Origin of the sequence: Paraburkholderia sp. MM5477-R1 (assembly GCF_050436385.1) — a bacterium.
Classification (GTDB): domain Bacteria; phylum Pseudomonadota; class Gammaproteobacteria; order Burkholderiales; family Burkholderiaceae; genus Paraburkholderia; species Paraburkholderia tuberum.
In genome coordinates this window covers 1,607,527-1,625,589 of sequence record NZ_JBNDMC010000006.1, presented here as the reverse complement: position 1 = coordinate 1,625,589, position 18,063 = coordinate 1,607,527, and the positions used below count along the sequence as shown (strand labels likewise).

General features: G+C 62.9%; 14 protein-coding genes and 2 pseudogenes. 8 read left to right on the top strand and 8 right to left on the bottom strand.

Translation table 11 applies throughout. The features are described 5' to 3' along the window. Positions 1-2: 2 nt before the first annotated feature. Both mltA and OKW35_RS25935 read left to right on the top strand, forming a co-directional pair. Positions 3-1,655 carry a murein transglycosylase A gene (gene mltA, locus OKW35_RS25940; RefSeq protein ID WP_429553543.1) on the top strand — a complete coding sequence of 551 codons (1,653 nt, stop codon included), beginning with the start codon at positions 3-5 and terminating at the stop codon, positions 1,653-1,655. 86 nt (positions 1,656-1,741) lie between these two features. After that, positions 1,742-2,335, top strand: coding sequence for a ParB-like protein (locus OKW35_RS25935; RefSeq protein ID WP_429553857.1), 594 nt, complete (start codon positions 1,742-1,744; stop codon positions 2,333-2,335). A 199-nt stretch (positions 2,336-2,534) separates the two neighbouring features. Here OKW35_RS25935 and OKW35_RS25930 read toward each other — a convergent pair. After that, positions 2,535-2,920: pseudogene (locus OKW35_RS25930) on the bottom strand (type VI secretion system baseplate subunit TssG); the annotation flags it as partial. Positions 2,921-3,641: 721 nt separating this feature from the next. Next, the gene (locus OKW35_RS25925; RefSeq protein ID WP_090806660.1) at positions 3,642-3,938 is read right to left on the bottom strand and encodes a hypothetical protein; all 297 of its coding nucleotides are present in this window, start codon (positions 3,936-3,938) and stop codon (positions 3,642-3,644) included. Between the two features lie 771 nt (positions 3,939-4,709). Here OKW35_RS25925 and OKW35_RS25920 point away from each other — a divergent pair. The 3 genes from OKW35_RS25920 to OKW35_RS25910 all read left to right on the top strand — a co-directional run bounded on the left by OKW35_RS25920 (position 4,710) and on the right by OKW35_RS25910 (position 7,501). Continuing rightward, positions 4,710-6,002, top strand: coding sequence for a cation:proton antiporter (locus tag OKW35_RS25920; protein WP_184064721.1), 1,293 nt, complete (start codon positions 4,710-4,712; stop codon positions 6,000-6,002). Between the two features lie 411 nt (positions 6,003-6,413). Beyond that, positions 6,414-6,692, top strand: a complete 279-nt coding sequence (locus OKW35_RS25915) for a DUF1488 family protein (protein WP_018423012.1) — start codon at positions 6,414-6,416, stop codon at positions 6,690-6,692. 17 nt (positions 6,693-6,709) lie between these two features. Further along, the gene (locus tag OKW35_RS25910) at positions 6,710-7,501 is read left to right on the top strand and encodes a phosphate/phosphite/phosphonate ABC transporter substrate-binding protein (RefSeq protein WP_429553542.1); all 792 of its coding nucleotides are present in this window, start codon (positions 6,710-6,712) and stop codon (positions 7,499-7,501) included. 33 nt (positions 7,502-7,534) lie between these two features. Here OKW35_RS25910 and OKW35_RS25905 read toward each other — a convergent pair whose 3' ends face one another. The 4 genes from OKW35_RS25905 to OKW35_RS25890 are packed head-to-tail and all read right to left on the bottom strand — an operon-like array spanning position 7,535 to position 13,333. Continuing rightward, entirely contained in the window at positions 7,535-9,604 is a 2,070-nt protein-coding gene (locus OKW35_RS25905; protein WP_429553541.1) for an acetyl/propionyl/methylcrotonyl-CoA carboxylase subunit alpha, read from the bottom strand. Between the two features lie 52 nt (positions 9,605-9,656). Continuing rightward, the gene (locus OKW35_RS25900) at positions 9,657-10,442 is read right to left on the bottom strand and encodes an enoyl-CoA hydratase/isomerase family protein (RefSeq protein WP_429353317.1); all 786 of its coding nucleotides are present in this window, start codon (positions 10,440-10,442) and stop codon (positions 9,657-9,659) included. A gap of 49 nt (positions 10,443-10,491) precedes the next feature. Further along, positions 10,492-12,099: a carboxyl transferase domain-containing protein gene (locus OKW35_RS25895; protein ID WP_187610722.1), complete on the bottom strand. Its 1,608-nt coding sequence runs from the start codon at positions 12,097-12,099 to the stop codon at positions 10,492-10,494. A 52-nt stretch (positions 12,100-12,151) separates the two neighbouring features. Beyond that, positions 12,152-13,333 carry an isovaleryl-CoA dehydrogenase gene (locus tag OKW35_RS25890; RefSeq protein ID WP_184064705.1) on the bottom strand — a complete coding sequence of 394 codons (1,182 nt, stop codon included), beginning with the start codon at positions 13,331-13,333 and terminating at the stop codon, positions 12,152-12,154. A 247-nt stretch (positions 13,334-13,580) separates the two neighbouring features. Between OKW35_RS25890 and OKW35_RS25885 the strand changes: the two genes are divergently transcribed. The 3 genes and pseudogenes from OKW35_RS25885 (at position 13,581) to OKW35_RS25875 (ending at position 16,103) form a co-directional block, all read left to right on the top strand. Then, a complete protein-coding gene (locus tag OKW35_RS25885; RefSeq protein ID WP_184064702.1) occupies positions 13,581-14,363 on the top strand; it encodes a TetR/AcrR family transcriptional regulator in 783 nt (260 codons plus the stop codon). Between the two features lie 39 nt (positions 14,364-14,402). Then, positions 14,403-14,675: pseudogene (locus OKW35_RS25880) on the top strand (DUF72 domain-containing protein); the annotation flags it as partial. 192 nt (positions 14,676-14,867) lie between these two features. Next, complete coding sequence (locus tag OKW35_RS25875) at positions 14,868-16,103, top strand: tyrosine-type recombinase/integrase (RefSeq protein ID WP_429553540.1); 1,236 nt, start codon at positions 14,868-14,870, stop codon at positions 16,101-16,103. 720 nt (positions 16,104-16,823) lie between these two features. On the opposite strand, the gene OKW35_RS25870 is transcribed toward OKW35_RS25875, so the two are convergent. Both OKW35_RS25870 and OKW35_RS25865 read right to left on the bottom strand, forming a co-directional pair. Then, positions 16,824-17,048: a DUF3732 domain-containing protein gene (locus tag OKW35_RS25870; RefSeq protein WP_429553539.1), complete on the bottom strand. Its 225-nt coding sequence runs from the start codon at positions 17,046-17,048 to the stop codon at positions 16,824-16,826. 222 nt (positions 17,049-17,270) lie between these two features. Next, positions 17,271-18,008, bottom strand: coding sequence for a hypothetical protein (locus tag OKW35_RS25865; protein WP_429553538.1), 738 nt, complete (start codon positions 18,006-18,008; stop codon positions 17,271-17,273). Positions 18,009-18,063: the final 55 nt, after the last annotated feature.

The following is an 18,063-nucleotide window of genomic DNA, read 5'->3' as shown; positions in this document are numbered from 1 at the left end:
GCATGCAAAGGGCTCAGCTTCTCCTGCTTGCGCTGACAGCCACGCTCGCGGCTTGCGCGAGCAACACGCCCGCGACCAGCGTCATCCTGGGGGACACGAGCCATACCGCGACATCGCCGGTCGAGCAGGCGACGCCGACGGCGCAAGCATCGCCACCCGCGCCGCCGACGATGCCTGGGCCGACGCCGGCTCCCGTAACGACACACGCGACGGTCTCGGGCACGTCCACCGGCTCGAATAACCCGCGTCCCAAGACTGCGTTGAGCGGCGGCTTCGCCACGCGCCACGCTTACTACGAGCCGATCGCCTTCGCCGACCTGCCCGGGTGGGACACGGACGACGTCACCGCGTCATGGGAAGCGTTTCGCCGCAGCTGCACCGTGCTCGGCGCGCGCAGCGGCTGGTCGGAACCGTGCAATGCCGCGCGAGCGGTGGACGTTGGCGACGTCGCGGCGATCCGGCGATTCTTCGAAACATATTTCAACGCGTACCAGATCCGCAATCCCGACCGCTCGCTCGACGGTACGATGACCGGCTACTACGAGCCGCTGCTCAATGGCAGCCAGCAGTACGGCGGCGCCTACCTTTATCCGGTCTATGGCACGCCGGCCGACATGCTCTACCTCGACGCGCGGCGCCTGCCGGACCGCGCGCGAGGTGACGTGAGCGCGGCTCGCATCGATGGACGTAACGTGATCCCGCTCAGCGATACGACGAGTGGCGACCTCAAAGGCGTCTACGCGCTGGACCTGCGCGATAGCGTGCCGGATATCCGCGACAAGAAGATTCGCCTGCGGCTCGATGGCGGGCGCATCGTACCGTACTACACCCGCGCCGAGATCGAGCGCGGCGCACTGAAGGCGCCGATCCTCGCCTATGTCGACGACCCCGTGATGTTGTACTCGATGCAGCTGCAAGGCGCGGGCAAGGTCCGCATGAGCGACGGCTCGATTCGCCGCTTCGCCTATGCGGAACAGAACGGCCGGCCGTTCCTGCCGTCGCTCACGCACAGCGGCAACGCGACGGCCGGCGCGCGCAAGCTCGTCGTGCGCGGCATGGAGATCGAGGTCGACATCAGCGACGACGGCGCGCCCGCTACGAGCAACGAAGTCAACGCGGCGCTCGCCGACGGTGACGATGGCGAACCCACGTCGCCGTTGCTACGCGGTTTCACCCTGGCGACGACCACGCCGAAACCTCATCCCGTGTATGCGGTTTCGGATCCGAGCTATGTGTTTTTTCGTGTGATCCCCGATTCGCCGAACGGTCCGCTGGGCGCGTTGGGCGTGCCGCTGTCGGCGGGCCGCTCGGTGGCCGTCGATCCGCGCACCACGCCGCTCGGCGCGCCGGTATTCGTGTCCACGCGTGACGACCCTCAGGCACCCGGCGCGATCAACCGCCTGATGCTCGCGCAGGATTCGGGCGGTGCGATTCAGGGCGCCGTCAGAGCCGACTACTTCTACGGCTTCGGTCAAACCGCGCAGACCCAGGCGAGCCACACCAAAGAGCGGCTGCGCATGTGGGTGCTGCTGCCCAAGGGATTGCGCATCGCCGCGCAGCAGACGTCGTTGAAAACGCGCGGCGGCGGACCTGCCGCGTCTGATGCGGATTGTCTGGTCAGCGACCCGGTGCTGTGTGTGGACGATGCGCCGTAGACGTCTGGCGGAAAGTGGGCGACGCCTCGCCCTGGGGCATGAAATTTGCGGGAGCCGCGTCAACGCATCGAGACAAGGAGACTGACATGGACACGCGGCAAATCGAAGAGCTCCGTCCCACACAAATGACCCACGGCGCGCGCGAGGTCCGCGAAAAAGCCCGCCAATACCGGTCCCTGAGCAACCATGACCTAAAGATGGCGATCGCCGAAAAGCCGATACCGGTCGTCTGCGGACCCAACGGCATACCGTTCGCGATCGATCATCACCATGTGGCGGCGGCGCTGTGGCAGGTGGGCGTGCGCGCGGTTCCGGTCGTGCTGGTGCGGGATCTTTCGTCGTACACGTGGGCATCGTTCTGGCTCAGCATGGAAAACCAACGATGGACCTTTCCGTATGACGCGCAAGGCGTGCGCCGGCCGTTTGCCGAATTGGCGGAGCACGTGTGGGAAATGAAGGACGATGAATACCGAAGCCTCGCGGCAGCGGTCCGCGATGCCGGCGGCTATGAAAAAACCAGTGTCCCGCTGGAAGAATTTCGCTGGGCCGACTTCTTTCGCGCGACGTTGCCGCGGCCCGATAGCGACGAGAAGTTCACAGCCTTGCTCAAGGAAGCCTTGAAGCTGGCCAGGAGCGACTCTGCATTGGGGCTACCGGGCTATCTCGGTCGCACGGATTGAGTCGGCGGCCCACTTAATCGTGGGCCGCACTGCCCGCCGGCACTAGAAACTGATCCATCAACGAGATCTTCAACGGCTTGTCCGCATCGAGCTTCTTCTTCCCTATCACATACTTCCAACCATCCCCGCTACCCGGATTGCGATAGAACGCGACGACCGCCACATAGTTCGTGTCGGCCCGCATCGGCTGCGACAGGCTTGCCGACGCACCCGCGAGCCCTTCAGGTGTGCGCGTTCGCTGGATCAGCAGACCGAGCAGCGCGAGCATCCGCGAATCGGACAAGCCGGCGCGTTGCGGCTTGTCGCCCCAGCCAAAGGCGGCGAGGCACAGCAGATTGCGCGAATGCGCATCGCTGCCGCCCGCGCGAAAGCTTTCCGGATAGCGGTACTTCTTCCACGCCCGATACAGCAGCGTGACGAAACGATGATTGAACTGATCGAGAAAGGCCTCGACGGCATCGCCGCGTCGACGCCGTAAAGACCCATGAACGTCGTGCGCACGGTCGGCGCCGCGGCATTGACCAGAGAATCCAGATCAGCATCGAATTCGACTCCGGCGATCTCGCCCGCCGGAAAGCCTGTGCGCGCGTGCTAGTCGAATCCGACGCTACGATTCAGATTTATTCGCGAATTCGCCGGTCGATTCGACCGCGACATTTGTTCACAGTTGCTCGGCGGATAACTGGCTATAGTAGGCAAGGTCGATCACGGGTCCGATCGACCTTCCCAGACAGGCATTGAGTCTGTCCTTCGGCAGCCTCGATCACGCCTCGTGTTCGAGGCTTTTTTCCTTGCTGCCCCGTTAGCAAGCGATCACGTGGCCAGTGTGCCGTCCGCCGCATTCATGCGCGCGGGCCGTTCGTGAGGATCGGGACTATCGGTCTGAGTCGTCCCCACGACGGAGACAATAACGGCAAACAGAAAGAATTTTAGAATAAGCATCATTTGTTCCGCTTGCTTTTTCACCCGCATTTGACACAGCCGACATAAATCGCGAGCTAAACATGCTCTTTTCGTGCGGATGTGGCAGTGCATTACCGAGCGCCCGCAATGTCGACTGACAAAAAAAATCCCGCACAGGGGGGCGGGATTAAAACAACAGGACGCTGAGGAGACGAGCACGCCCTGCCTGGGACCCACACGCACCGCGGGGATACGCGTGGTTATTTCGACGCTCGCCACGACCGACAACCGTAGTCGACGGTCAACGATCGCGAGCGCTTTGAAATGCCGGGACCGCTTGGGCACCCCTGTGCGCGATCACGCTGCCGCGTGGCACCACGGCGCCGAGCGCCCCGTGTGGAACTCAGGCCGCCTTGCGCGCGAACCCATCGCCCATCACGCTCACCACGTCGTCGACGACCCGAGTGGCGGCCGCGAATCCAGCCGCCAGCACTTCCCGCAGATCGGTCGACGAACGACCGGGCACCGAAGCTACCCGGAAAGCGGTCGACCACTCGTCGCCGATCAGCCGCGTCTTCAACGTGACGCTCGCCACGTACGCGCGCCGCGCCGTGGCACTGCCGACACGGGTGGACATATCGGTCGCGCGCAACGCGTTGACCACGATGTCGAATCCCCGATAACGATAGGTTTGCTCCATGCTCTTCTCCGTCTTCACCCATTGCTACATAACAGCATTTCGCTATGTATCGATGCTGCATCATTCTCGACTCGCATTTGTCAACAATTGTCATATCCCGGGCAATTCCCGGTTAGGGCTTTCCCTGCTCTCGACCTGCCAATTCTGGCGTCAACGATGCTCAATGACGAGCAAAACAGTTTTACTGTGAGATTAGATATATGCCTTACAGATTTTGGAACAATAAATTACAAGGCTCCATGCAATGTGAAGTCGTCGGACCGGCAAATTCGGATTACAGATTCATACCGTTTATTCAGATTCGATTGAATAGCCTCGACGAATCAAGCCCCGCGAACCATCTCGAAATAAAAAGCTATATCCCAAAATAAAGACCGGAACTCCTCCGGCGCTTCAGTAGTCCGAACACTGCCATTGCCCATCGTGGCGCCCTCTGGCGAGCCTGGCTCCGCCCGGTTCGCCGTCATCCGCTCATGGTCCAATAAAAAGCACGCTGCGTCTGGCCGCATCGTCCGCTGCGTTTGAATAAAGCGTCCGTCCCGGTACGTCGCTCGATCGCCAGCGGCAAAGATCGTGTCATTACAGACCGCAGATCGCTTATCGGATTGAATGAGCCTGAATAAGGAATAGCTGGTGAAACATCTCGCTGGTTCAATATCGCAATTGTGTCGGCATTCTCTGCCTGCCTGTTTTATGCCTTGTCGCGCGAGTTACCTCGGTGCCACCGTGATCACGCGTTCGCGCCGCCGCGAAGCGGGGGGAGCGTGCACGATGAGCGTCTTCCAGATTGCCGGTGCGCTGTTCGCCATCGTCGCGCTGTTCGGCGTCCTCAATTATCGATTCATCAGGTTGCCCGACACGCTCGGCATCACCGCGGTCGGGCTCGTCGTCTGCGTCGGCATTTCTGCGCTCGGGTTCTACTATCCGGCGATGGCGATCGCCGCGCGCAAGATCGTCGTGCAGATCGATTTTGCCGACATCGTGTTTCACGGCCTGCTAAGTCTGCTGCTGTTCGCCGGCGCGCTGCACGTCGATCTGTCGAAGATGCGCACGCAGCGGCGCGCGGTGCTGATGCTCGCGACGATCGGCGTATTGATTTCGATCGCGGTGGTCGGCTTCGGCTTTTACTACGCGGCGCAATGGCTCGGCCAGCCGGTGAGCCTGCTGTGGTGTCTCGTGTTCGGCGCGCTGATCTCGCCGACCGATCCGATCGCGGTACTCAGCGTGCTCAAGCGCGCGGCGGCGCCCGAAAGCCTCGAAACCAAGATTACCGGCGAATCGCTGTTCAACGACGGCACGGCCGTCGTCGCATTCGTCACGCTAGTCGGACTCGCGACCGGCGCGAACGAGTTTTCCGCGGGCGCGATCGCATTCGATCTGCTGCGCGAAGTCGCCGGAGCGCTCGTGCTCGGCGCGGCGCTCGGCTTCGGCGCGTCGCTGCTGCTGCGAGGTATCGACAGCTATCCAGTCGAAATCCTGATCACACTCGCGCTCGCGACCGGCGGCTATAGTCTCGCCGAAGCGCTGCACGTGTCAGCGCCTCTCGCGGTCGTGATCATGGGGCTCGTGATCGGCAATCACGGCGCGTCGACGTCGATGTCGGAGAAGACGCGCGAGCATCTGTTCAACTTCTGGGACCTGCTCGACGAGTTGCTCAATCTCGTGCTGTTCGGGCTGATCGGACTCGAAATCATTGCGCTGTCGCTGCGCGTCGAGATCGTTTGGCTCGGGCTCGCGGCGATTCCGGTCGTGCTGTTCGCGCGCGGCGTCAGCGTCGCGATTCCGCTGCTCGCGCTGCAGAACTTCCGGCGGCTCAGTCCGCATTCGGCTGTCGTGCTGACGTGGGGCGGACTGCGCGGCGGCATCTCGATTGCGCTCGCGCTGTCGCTGCCGGAGTTTCACGGACGCGAAATGTTCATCGGCGTCACGTATCTCGTCGTGGTATTCAGCCTGCTGATTCAGGCGACGACATTGGGCCCGCTGATCCGTCGGCTCAATATCCCGGCCGCCCACGCAACCCGGCCAGCCCCGCCGGACTCATCGCCTGCACAAAACGCGCGCTAATCGTAAAGTGGATACCTACGCCGATCTGCACCGCGAGGTTGGTGAGAAAATCCAAACACAGTCCGAGACCGGCGCGAGCGGCTCTCGCGTCGATTTCGAGATTGGATTGGAGCGCCCGATTTAAGCGTTTTCTGAGCAGTGCCGCCGCGATTCTGACCCGGGGCGGCCCACCAGCAGGCGAGACCGATGGCGAGTCGAACCGCCGCCGCCTCCCTCCGGCCACGGTTCACGCCGCGGCCCTGGCTCGGACTTCAACGAGTCCGCCGCCAGTTTCTGGCTTACTTTCCGCCAGTTTCCGGACCGTCGCGCCTGCCGCGGCGCCGGGCATTTGGCCGTCAATGCCGGTTCTCCCACATACCTGGCAGGCGCGGTTTGTCATCCTGTCGATTCAGGCGTCCGAAGGAGTTCGCCATGTCGGTCTATGTCGATGAAGGGTTCCGGCCCTGTGTGACGGAATGCGCGACGGTCGCGTTCCGCGTGTGCTGCGACGATCGTGCGCAGATTTTTGAAGTTAGCGCCGACGCGCTGGTCGAGTTCTGTGGCGCCGTGAGCCGTCGCAAGCAGGACCTGTTGGTCGCGTTCGAGGATGCGCAGGACGAGATCCTCTCCGTAGCCGCGCAGCGATGGCAGTTCACGCCGAGCGAGCCGGTGCGGCTCGGTCTCGATGAATTCAAATTGGTCAGACATTAGGCGCGAGAAACGCCTTCATGAGCTGGATCGCCGCCCTGCCGATGTACAACGTGACACCCGCGCTCGACCTCGAATGGCGCGAGTGGCTCGACGACGTGCTGCGCCGGGTCAAGCCCGCGTGCCGCATCGTCGAGCCGGACGAGGAACTGCACGGCTTCTGGCGGCGCCCGAATCTGCTGATTTCCCAGACCTGCGGTTATCCGCTGATGCAGGGGCTGCACGCGCAGGTGCAATTGGTCGCGACACCCTGTTTCGATGCGCCCGGCTGCGACGGAGCGCATTACTCGAGCGTACTGGTCACGCGCGCCGACGCGCGCTTCGACTCACTCGCCTCGTGCCGCGGCGCACGCGCCGCCTACAACCAGGACGATTCGAACAGCGGCATGAACGCATTTCGTCACGCGGTCGCACCGCTAGCGCGCGCCGGCATGTTCTTCGGCGCGGTGCTGCGCACGGGCTCGCATGTCGGCTCGCTGCGCGCGGTCGCGGACAATCGCGCGGACGTCACCGCGATCGACTGCGTGACCTTCGCCTTCGTTTGCGACGTGCTGCCGGAACTCGCGGGGCGCGTGCGCGCGGTCGGCATGACCGCCGCCTCGCCGGGCTTGCCGCTGATCGCCGCGGCCAATGTGCCGCCGGCCACGATCGCCGCGTTGCGCGACGCGTTGAACGAGGCGCTGAGCGTCCGCCCCGAGCGCGCAAAACGCCTGCGTTTAAGGGGCTTTTCGACGTTGCCGCTGACCGACTACGCGCGCATCGGCGAGCTGGAAAGCGAAGCGTGCGCCGCGGGCTACGCGCGGCTCGCTTGATTCACCTACTCGCTCTTCTGCCACTCGACGCGCTTATTCACCCGCCTGCTGCACCTCCAGCACCAGCAGTTGCGCGCCGTCGGTGACCTGATCGCCGACCGCATACAGCACCTCGGCGACCGTGCCCGCCGCCGGGGCGCCGATCGTATGCTCCATCTTCATCGCTTCCATCACGATCAGCGGCGCGCCCTTCTCGACCACCGCGCCTGGTTCGACCAGCACCGCAATCACTTTGCCCGGCATCGGCGCGGTCAGACGGCCTTCGCCGTGCTCGGCATCCGCGGCATGCGCGAGCAGGTTCTGCCATTCGAATGCGAGCGTCTCGCCATGGCAGAACACGTGGAACCTGTCGCCGTCGACGAATACACGCCCCGTCACGCGCGCATCGCCGATCGTCGCGCGGAATTCATGGGCGCCCGCGCCGACCGACCATGTGAAGTCCTCGCGCACGCCGTCGTGTTCGAGTGTTTGCACGAGCGCTTGCGTGTCCCCGTTGCGCGCGAAAACGACCGTGAACGCGTCGGGGCTGTCGTCGTTGGCGCCGTCGTCGATCACGCGCCAGCCGAGCGTTTGCGTGTAGCCGCTATTGAGCCGCCAGTGCGACAGCGCGTCCCACGGCGACGCGCCGTGCGCGGTGCCGCCCTCGCGCGTCAACAACGCGGCGCACGCGAGCGCGAGCGCTTCCTTGAACGGCTTCTGTGCCGGCGCGAACAGCACGTCGTGATGACGCTCGATCAAACCGGTGTCGAGCTCGCCGCTCGCGAACGGCTCGCTCACGACGATGCGCCGCAGAAACTCGACGTTCGTATGCGGCCCGACCACCTCGCAGGCATGCAGCGCACGCGCGAGGCGCGCCAATGCCTCCTCGCGCGTCGCGCCGTGCACGATCAGCTTGGCGATCATCGGATCGTAGAACGGCGTGATCGTGTCACCCTCGCGCACGCCGCTGTCGATACGCACCGGCGCCTTGCGGCCCGGCTCGCCGAGCCCGGCCGCGTCGATCGCGAACTCGACGCCTTCGGGCATGCGCAGATGCTTGAGCGTGCCGGTGGACGGCAGGAAGCCGCGCGCCGGATGCTCTGCGTAGATGCGCGCCTCGATCGCGTGGCCGTCGAGCTTCAACTGCTGCTGGGTGAGCGGCAAACTCTCGCCCGCGGCAACGCGCAACTGCCATTCGACGAGGTCCTGCCCCGTCACCATCTCGGTGACGGGATGCTCGACCTGCAGCCGCGTGTTCATCTCCATGAAATAGAACTCGCCGGTCGGCGTCATGATGAACTCGACCGTACCCGCGCCAACGTAGTTGACCGCGCGCGCGGCGGCCACGGCCGCTTCGCCCATCGCGCGCTTGACCTCGGCCGACAGCCCCGGCGCGGGCGCTTCCTCGAGCACTTTCTGATGACGCCGCTGCACCGAACAGTCGCGGTCGAACAGATAAACGGCGCCGCCGTGCCGATCGGCGAACACCTGGACCTCGACGTGACGCGGCCGGGTCAGATACTTCTCGATCAGCACGCGATCGTTGCCGAAGCTGCTCGCCGCCTCGCGCTTGCACGACAGCAGCGCGGCCGCGAAGTCCGCGCTGCGCTCGACCACGCGCATGCCCTTGCCGCCGCCGCCTGCGCTCGCCTTCAGCAGCACCGGATAGCCGATCGTGTCCGCCTCGCGCTGCAACAGCTGCGGCTCCTGGTCGTCGCCGTGATAGCCGGGCACGAGCGGCACCGCGGCCGCGTGCATCAGCGCTTTCGCGGCGGCCTTCGAGCCCATCGCGGCAATCGCTCCGACCGGCGGTCCGATAAAGACGATGCCGGCCGTCTCGCACGCATGCGCGAAGTCTTCGTTTTCCGAAAGAAAGCCGTAGCCCGGATGCACGGCCTGCGCGCCGGTCGCGCGCGCGGCTTCGATGATCCGCTCGATGCGCAGATAGCTTTGCGCCGCCGTCGAACCGCCGATATGCACCGCTTCGTCGCAGGCGGCGACGTGTTTCGCGTTGGCGTCGGCGTCCGAATAGACGGCCACGCTCGCGATGCCGAGCCGCTTGCAGGTCGCCGCGACGCGGCACGCAATTTCACCCCGGTTGGCGATCAGGATCTTGTTGAACATGAGTGTCTCGATGAAATGGGCGGTACGGGGCGATGGTTGTTAGCGAAGCATGTCAGTTGCGCCAGCCCGGCGTGCGCTTTTCGAGGAACGACGCCACGCCTTCGCGGCCCTCTGCGCCGGCCCGCGTTTTCGCAATCCGCACGGCGGTGTCCTCGATCAGCGCGTCGCTCAACTCGCGGCCCGCGATGTCCTGCACGAGCCGCTTGCAGGCGCGCACCGCTTGCGGGCCGTTCGCGCACAGCGTCTGCGCGAGCTGCGCGACCATCGCATCGAGCTGCTCGGCGCTCACCGCTTCGCTGACCAAACCCAGCCGCAACGCGCTCGCGCAGTCGAACGCCTCGGCGGTGAGGAAGTAGCGCCGCGACGCCTGCTCGCCGAGCGCACGAATCACGTATGGCGCGATCGTCGCGGGAATCAGCCCGAGCCGCGCTTCGGACAGGCAGAAGTGTGCGCTTTCGACCGCGACGACGATGTCGCACGCGGCAATCAGGCCCATGCCGCCCGCGTATGCGTCGCCGCTCACGCGCGCGATCACCGGCTTGTTGCAGCGATATACCGCCGACAGCATGCCGGCGAGCCGCATCGCATCGGCGCGGTTCTCGTCGTCCGAGTAGCCGGCCATTTTCTTCATCCAGTTCAGATCGGCGCCCGCGCAGAACGCCTTGCCGTTCGCGGCGAGCACGACCGCGCGCACGTCGTCGCGCGTGTCGAGCGCGGTGAATGCGGCGGTCAGCTCGGCGATCATCGTTTCGTTGAACGCGTTGCGCACGTCCGGACGATTGAGCGTGACCGTCGCGATCTGGCCGGCAAGCTCGACCTTCAGCGTTTCGTATTGCATGCGTAACACTCCTTTGCCTTACGCGGTCGCATCGCGGTGACGCGGGCCATCACATTCTGAACACGCCGAAACGCGTGTCTTCGATCGGCGCGTTCATCGCCGCCGACAAACCCAGCCCAAGCACGTCGCGAGTTTGCGCGGGGTCGATCACGCCGTCGTCCCACAACCGCGCGCTCGCGTAGTACGGATGGCCCTGACGCTCGTATTGCTCGCGGATCGGCTGCTTGAACGCCTCTTCTTCCTCCGCGCTCCAGTTGCCGCCCTTCGCTTCGATGCCGTCGCGCTTGACGGTGGCGAGCACCGACGCGGCCTGCTCGCCGCCCATCACCGAGATGCGCGCGTTCGGCCACATCCACAGGAAGCGCGGCGAATACGCGCGGCCGCACATGCCGTAGTTGCCCGCGCCGAACGAGCCGCCGATGATCACCGTGAACTTCGGCACCTTCGCGGTCGCCACTGCGGTGACCATCTTCGCGCCGTTCCTCGCGATGCCTTCGTTTTCGTACTTGCGGCCGACCATGAAGCCGGTGATGTTCTGCAGGAACACGAGCGGAATCTTGCGCTGGCAGCACAGCTCGATGAAGTGCGTACCCTTCAGCGCCGACTCGGAAAACAGAATGCCGTTGTTCGCGACGATACCGACCGGATGCCCCCAGATATGCGCGAAGCCGCAGACGAGCGTGGTGCCGTAGCGCGCCTTGAATTCGTCGAACGCGGAATCGTCGACGATACGCGCGATCACTTCGCGGATATCGAACGGCTTGCGCGTGTCGACCGGAATCACGCCGTAGATGCTCTGGGTGTCGTAGCGCGGCGGCTTCGGCTCCTGCAATACGAGCGGCGCCGGCTTCACGCGGTTCAGATGGCCGACGATGCTGCGCGCGATCCCGAGCGCATGCGCATCGTTCTGCGCAAGATGATCGACGACGCCCGACAGACGCGTATGCACGTCGCCGCCGCCGAGATCTTCGGCGCTGACCACTTCGCCGGTCGCGGCTTTGACGAGCGGTGGGCCGCCGAGAAAAATCGTCCCCTGGTTCTTGACGATGATCGACTCGTCGCTCATCGCCGGCACATACGCGCCGCCCGCGGTGCACGAGCCCATCACGACCGCGATCTGCGGAATACCCGCGGCCGACAGATTCGCCTGGTTGTAGAAGATGCGGCCGAAGTGATCGCGATCGGGAAATACGTCGTCCTGATTCGGCAGATTCGCGCCACCCGAGTCGACGAGGTACACGCACGGCAAGCGGTTTTCGCTGGCGATTTCCTGCGCGCGCACGTGCTTCTTCACGGTGACCGGATAGTAGGTGCCGCCCTTCACGGTCGCGTCGTTGCAGACGATCACGCACTCCTGTCCCGCGATGCGGCCGATGCCGGTGATCACGCCGGCGCCCGGCGCGTCGTCGTTATACATGCCGTACGCGGCGAGTTGCGACAGTTCGAGAAACGGCGTGCCCGGATCGAGCAGTTGCGCGATCCGCTCGCGCGGCAGCAGCTTGCCGCGGCTCGTGTGCTTGTCGCGCGCGGCCTGGCCGCCGCCCTGCGCGAGTTGCTCGATCTTCGCGCGCAGATCGGCGACGAGCGCTTCGAGCGCCGCCGCGTTCGCGCGAAAGTCGTCCGAGCGTGGGTTCAGTTTCGATTCGATGATCGGCATGACGTCGCTTCTCCAAAGTGCGGCGTATTGAGGGGGCTCACGCGCGCTTGCATCACAGCGTTTCGGCAAACAGCTCCCGGCCGATCAGCATGCGACGAATTTCGCTCGTGCCCGCGCCAATTTCATAGAGCTTCGCATCGCGCCACAGACGACCGACCGGATACTCGTTGATATAGCCATTGCCGCCGAGAATCTGGATCGCCTCGCCAGCCATCCAGGTCGCCTTTTCGGCCGTGTACAGAATCACGCCCGCGCAGTCCTTGCGGAGCTGGCGCACATGGTCGTTGCCGAGCGTGTCGAGTTGGCGGCCCACCGCGTACAGATACGCGCGGCATGCCTGCAGCGTCGTGTACAGATCGGCGACTTTGCCCTGGATCAGCTGGAATTCGCCGATCGACTGGCCGAACTGCTTGCGGTCGTGGATATACGGCACGACCGCGTCCATCACCGCGACCATGATGCCGGTCGGGCCGCCCGCGAGCACCGCGCGTTCGTAGTCGAGACCGCTCATCAGCACTTTGACGCCGCCGTTCAATGCCCCAAGGATGTTTTCCTCCGGCACTTCGACGTCCTGGAACACCAGTTCGCCGGTGTGCGAGCCGCGCATGCCGAGCTTGTCGAGCTTCTGCGCGACCGAGAAACCCTTCATGCCCTTCTCGACGATGAACGCGGTAATGCCGCGCGAATTCGCTTCGGGATCGGTCTTTGCATAGACGACCAGGGTGTCGCAGTCGGGGCCGTTGGTGATCCACATCTTGGTGCCGTTCAGCACGTAACGATCGCCCTTCTTCTGGGCGCGCAGCTTCATGCTGACCACGTCCGAGCCCGCGTTCGGCTCGCTCATCGCGAGCGCGCCGACGTGCTCGCCCGACACGAGCTTCGGCAGATACTTGCGCTTCTGCGCGTCGGTGCCGTTGCGATGAATCTGGTTCACGCACAGGTTCGAATGCGCGCCGTACGACAGGCCAACCGATGCCGACGCACGCGAAATTTCCTCCATCGCGACCATGTGCGCGGTATAGCCCATGTTCGCGCCGCCGTACTCTTCGGAAACCGTCATGCCGAGCACGCCGAGGTCGCCGAACTTGCGCCACAGGTCCATCGGGAACTGATCGGTACGATCGATTTCCCCGGCGCGCGGCGCGATTTCTTTGGCGGCGAACGACGCAATGCTGTCGCGCAGCATTTCGATCTCTTCGCCGAGCGGGAACTGCAAACCGGGCAGATTGGGCATTGCGGTGTCTCCTGAGTTCGTGGGCGGCCGCTGGTGGAGCGCGAAGCGGCACGCGAAAGCATGTCAACGCGCATTTCACGCCAGATTGACGTATGCGTCAATAGGTATTTCTGAGTGTTACTCAGAAATTTACAAACCCGCATTAGCTGGCCGATTCGGTGCTACGATCGCGTCCATCGGGCATAGACGCAGCGTTCAAACGCCAGCTCGAGCCCCAATCCACACCAAAAATCTGAATTTTACTCATATGACGGTTGCCGAGAAGGCCGGATTACCTGTCTCGCGTCGCCAGCCGGCCGGACGCAAGTCGCAGCAGCGCGTGAAGGAGATTCTTCAGGCGGGGCGCGACGTGTTCTCCGAAAAGGGCTACGAACGCGCGACGACTGCGGAAATCGCGCAGCGCCTGGGCGTTTCCGAGGCGACGGTGTTCAGCTACTTTCGCGGCAAGCGCGAGTTGTGCGCTCGTGTCATCGGCGATTGGTACGACGAGATCATCGACGCGATCGAAGCGGGCCTGCCGCGCGACGGCAACGTGCGCCAGCAGTTCGCGTTCATCGTGCGCATGCATCTGCGGCTGATGCTCGTGAATGGCACCGATCTGTGCGCGCTGGTGCTGTCCGAAGGGCGCGCGCGGCATCACGAACTGAGCGAAGCGCTGACCGAACTGCAGCGCCGCTACACCGCGCCGTTGATGCGCGTGCTCGCGCAAGGCCAGCAAAGCGGCGAGATTCGCTCCGACATGCCGCTGCGCCTGTTGCGCTCGATGGTGTTCGGCCCGATGGAGCATGTGCTGTGGGACGCGACGCTGACGAACCGGCAGATCGATATCGACGCCACCGCCGATCAGCTGATCGACGTGCTGTGGGTCGCGCTGACGCCGCCCGACCTCGCGCTCGGCGCGTTGCAGCGCTTTCGCGTGGAAGTGGCTGCAGCGAGCCGTCGTTTCGACGAAGCCAGCGTCGCGGCCGGCGAAGACAAGGCCGAGGCCCCCGGCCCGGCAAGCGCCGCGCGCCGCGAGAAAAGCGGCTAATCTACGAGCTTTCCCGCCGCAGCCCGAAGGAGAGCCCAAGTGCCCGCAGCGACAAGCGCGAAGGAAAGCAACAAGCGAAGCGAGAAGTCTGGCGAAGAACGCGGCGACAAACCGAAAGCCGCAAAGAAAGCGCCAACGAAAAAATCAACCGAAACGTCGTCCGGATCCACGTCCGCCGCACGCATTCGCATCGGCATCGGCGGCTGGACCTATGCGCCGTGGCGCGGGCCGTTTTATCCGGAAGACCTGACGCAAAGCCGCGAACTCGAATATGCGAGCCGGCATCTGACGTCGATCGAAATCAACGGCACTGATGTAGAATGGTGTTCAGTAATGTAAAGAGCAGTCTACTCTCTAGAATTTACAAAATAAAATCAGTAACTTGGTGTCTACATAGGTTCAGACATGACCGATAGCATCAAGCGTGATCCGGGTAGCTAATCGGGTAGCCTAAAGCACGGGTGGGTAGCTACAATGGGCATGTCCCTCCACAGGAGCTACCCTATGCCCAAACAGGTTCACGTTCTGGACGACATCCAGCTTCGCGCCTGGGTCGCGAAAGGCGAGCCGGTTGCCAGGTCGGACGGTGACGGCCTGACCTTTACGCTTTCCAAGGCCGGCACTGCGAGCTGGATTCTCCGCTACCGTCTCGGCGGCACTACCCGGCGCGAGATGACGCTTGGCAACTACCCGGACATGTCCCTCGCCGCGGCGCGCAAGCTGGCCCGGCAGCACCGGGTCGGAATCGATGGCGGCGGCGACCCTGCTCGCGAAAAACGCATCAAGAAGGCGCGGGCCGCGGCGGACTGGACCGTCACCCTCCTGATCGACGACTACAACGAAAAGATCATGCCCTCACTGGCCAAGGGGAGTGCCGGTGCTCGCAAGCGGCACTTCAAGAACGTGATCCGACCCACGCTTGGCCCTCTGTCCGTGTCCACCGTCACTGCTGCGGATATCGTGCTCATGGTCGAACGAGTCAGGAGCTGGTCGATGGCAGAACAGATCCTGTGCTCCGCGTCGCGCCTGTTTTATCACGCGGTCGGCCGACGTCTCATCAATGCGAACCCCTGTGCTGGCATCTCGCTTGACGCGATCAAGGGGGCCAAGCCTGCCCCGAGAAAACGGGTCATGCTTACACCCGGGGAGTTGCACGAGATCCTGTCGAAAGTGGATACCGCCGGTCGGAAATACGGTCTGATCCTTCGCTGCTTGTTCGGGACTTGCGTCCGGACCGCCGAGTTCGTCAAGTCACGAAAGGAGCACTTCGATCTCGATAACGGGACATGGTGGGTCGTGCCTGAGAACGTCAAGACACGCCACGGAATGCTCGTCCCCCTCAGTCCGGCCGTAACGGAATGGATTCAGGAGCTGATGGACATGTCCGGGGATTCGGAGTACCTGCTGCCGGGGATGTACACGCGCGACGGGAGTCATATGGGCGTGACCACCCTGTGGGATGTTTTGTCGGCGCTTCAAGAGGACAAGGCGTTCAACACCCGCTACTTCACGCCGCACGACACTCGCAGCACAGCGAAAGGCCATATGCGCAACCTCGGGGTGTCGAACGAGATTAGCGAACTGGCCCTGAACCATAAACGCAGGGGCATTGAAGGGATCTACGATGTGCGGGAAGAGGTTCCTGAATTGCGCGTCGCGCTCGAATTGTGGTCCGACTTTCTCATACGTTGCGAGCGAGGGATTACGAATGTTGTGCCGATCGCTGCCGCGAGAGCGTGAAACGAAGGTGCGATGCTTAACGTAATGGCCTCCTGCATGACTTTTCGCACTCACGTCGCTTTGAGGTATTCACGTCGAAGTAATGAAGAGGCCTTTCCTGACGAGCCTCCGCGCAGAAACCTACGCCAAAACCTACGCAGCGCTCTAGCAACTTCTTGGAAATTAGTGTCGCATTTAGGCAACAGAGGAATTGAAGGTGCTGGACTTGCCCGTGCGTGACCGGACAAGTGGTGACTGAGGAGCGCGTTCGATCAAGATCCAACACCCACTCGATCCTAAATCCGTCCGTTGAAGCCAATGCCAGCGGGCGGTTGGGACGATCCATGCGAACATGATACCGTAAAGCGTACCGTTGTACGCCTTCCTCTAGCGGCTTACAGTATGGAAGCCGTATACGCGCCGAAAAATTCTCTCGGCGCGGCCCATGTGTCCAAGACGGTCCGTCGGCGTCCAGGCATTGACCAATGAACCATGTGTCGAGCCAAACTGCACCAACAAAACCCCTGCCGCTATCGTGAATGACGGTATCGCGAACGGCAAAATGCCCCAAGACGTCGATACCGTCACCTGATACCGTCAGAATCGGCCTTAGGGTGCAACGATGTGGACTGCTTCATCGACGTTGTTGGAGTACATCGCGTGGTCCAACGAAACCGCCAACGAGACCAACGCAACCGTTTAGGCTGTAGGCCAGTCGTCGGGCACCAGCTTCAGGCCGTCTCACCACCGTTCACGCAAGGCCGCCTGGAATCGTGCATCGTCGCTAAAGTCCGGGTGATCAGTGATGATCACCTGGAACTTACCTTTAAGGCTCTCCACGACGTCAAAAACCTGGCCGTACAATCGCTTCACCGCCAGACGATCCGAGTCGATCTTTTCCTGCGTCAACCCATCGCCCGGCACCGGATCGGGCGAAAAATGCGCTTGCGACAATGATCCAGCCATATCCCGTACCTTATCGCTCGGCCACAACGCGGATATAAACGCGAATGTCCTCTGTAGCCCGCCATTGACTCTTTGGCATCGCTTTCACAGCGTCGTCGGGGTTGGGCAGCCAGCCAACGAGGCACGCACGCGTATTGAGAACCCGACACTGCGGTTAGAGTGCGTCATTTTGTGTCGAATGCTACAACTTCATGGTCCAACGATCACGGACAGGCGCCCCACTTACGATGGTTCAAGACGAGAGCTGTCAAAGATGTGCACACCGTGAAACTCAAGGCTGTAGTCCCCACACTCGATGAACAGATGGGGCACATGCCGAACCGCCGTGGCTTTCACACCAAAGATTTGTTCCGCCGTAAACATGCCTGTGTGGCGCGCGTTGTGCCAGTCCTTTTGCTTTTGCCAGAAGTGGTCTGCAAATGCGATCTGGCGACCCGGGCCCTCCAGAAAGCAGGCGAAAGCACCCAAGCCCTTCCGTGACGATAGTGCGCGAAATGTCGCTGACGGCACCTCGAAGAATTCTGCTGTCCTGGCTACCCGTGCGAGGTGTTTCTCGTCGATCTGCGCGTACCGGCGAAGAAGGCACCTGGGGTTACTCAGCCCCTCAAGGAACTCAGCTTTCGACAGACCGAAATCGAGATACGCCCAGTAAGTCAACAACAGCTCGATGCGGCTGACGAGCGTGCCTATCTGGTCAAGGTCACCATCTTCGAGCCGAATATCTTCTCCGTGAGCACCCTTGTCGCGAACTCTCTTGATCAACCGGAAGTCTCGCTCCCGAATATTGACTATCTTCACGATATCCCCGTCTGTAGCAGCAATTGCTGCCTGGTACTTCTCGGGAAACCGCGGCTCCCTGCTAAACGAAAATGTCCGGCTAATCACATCAAGTATCTTGTCGCGCGCCACTTGATCGAGCCTGGAACTCAAACGGCCAAGCTCGTCCCGAATCCTGCTCATTTTCTCCTGACTGGGCGGTGTCAGTGACCCGCCGCCCCGACCCGCGTGATGGCTA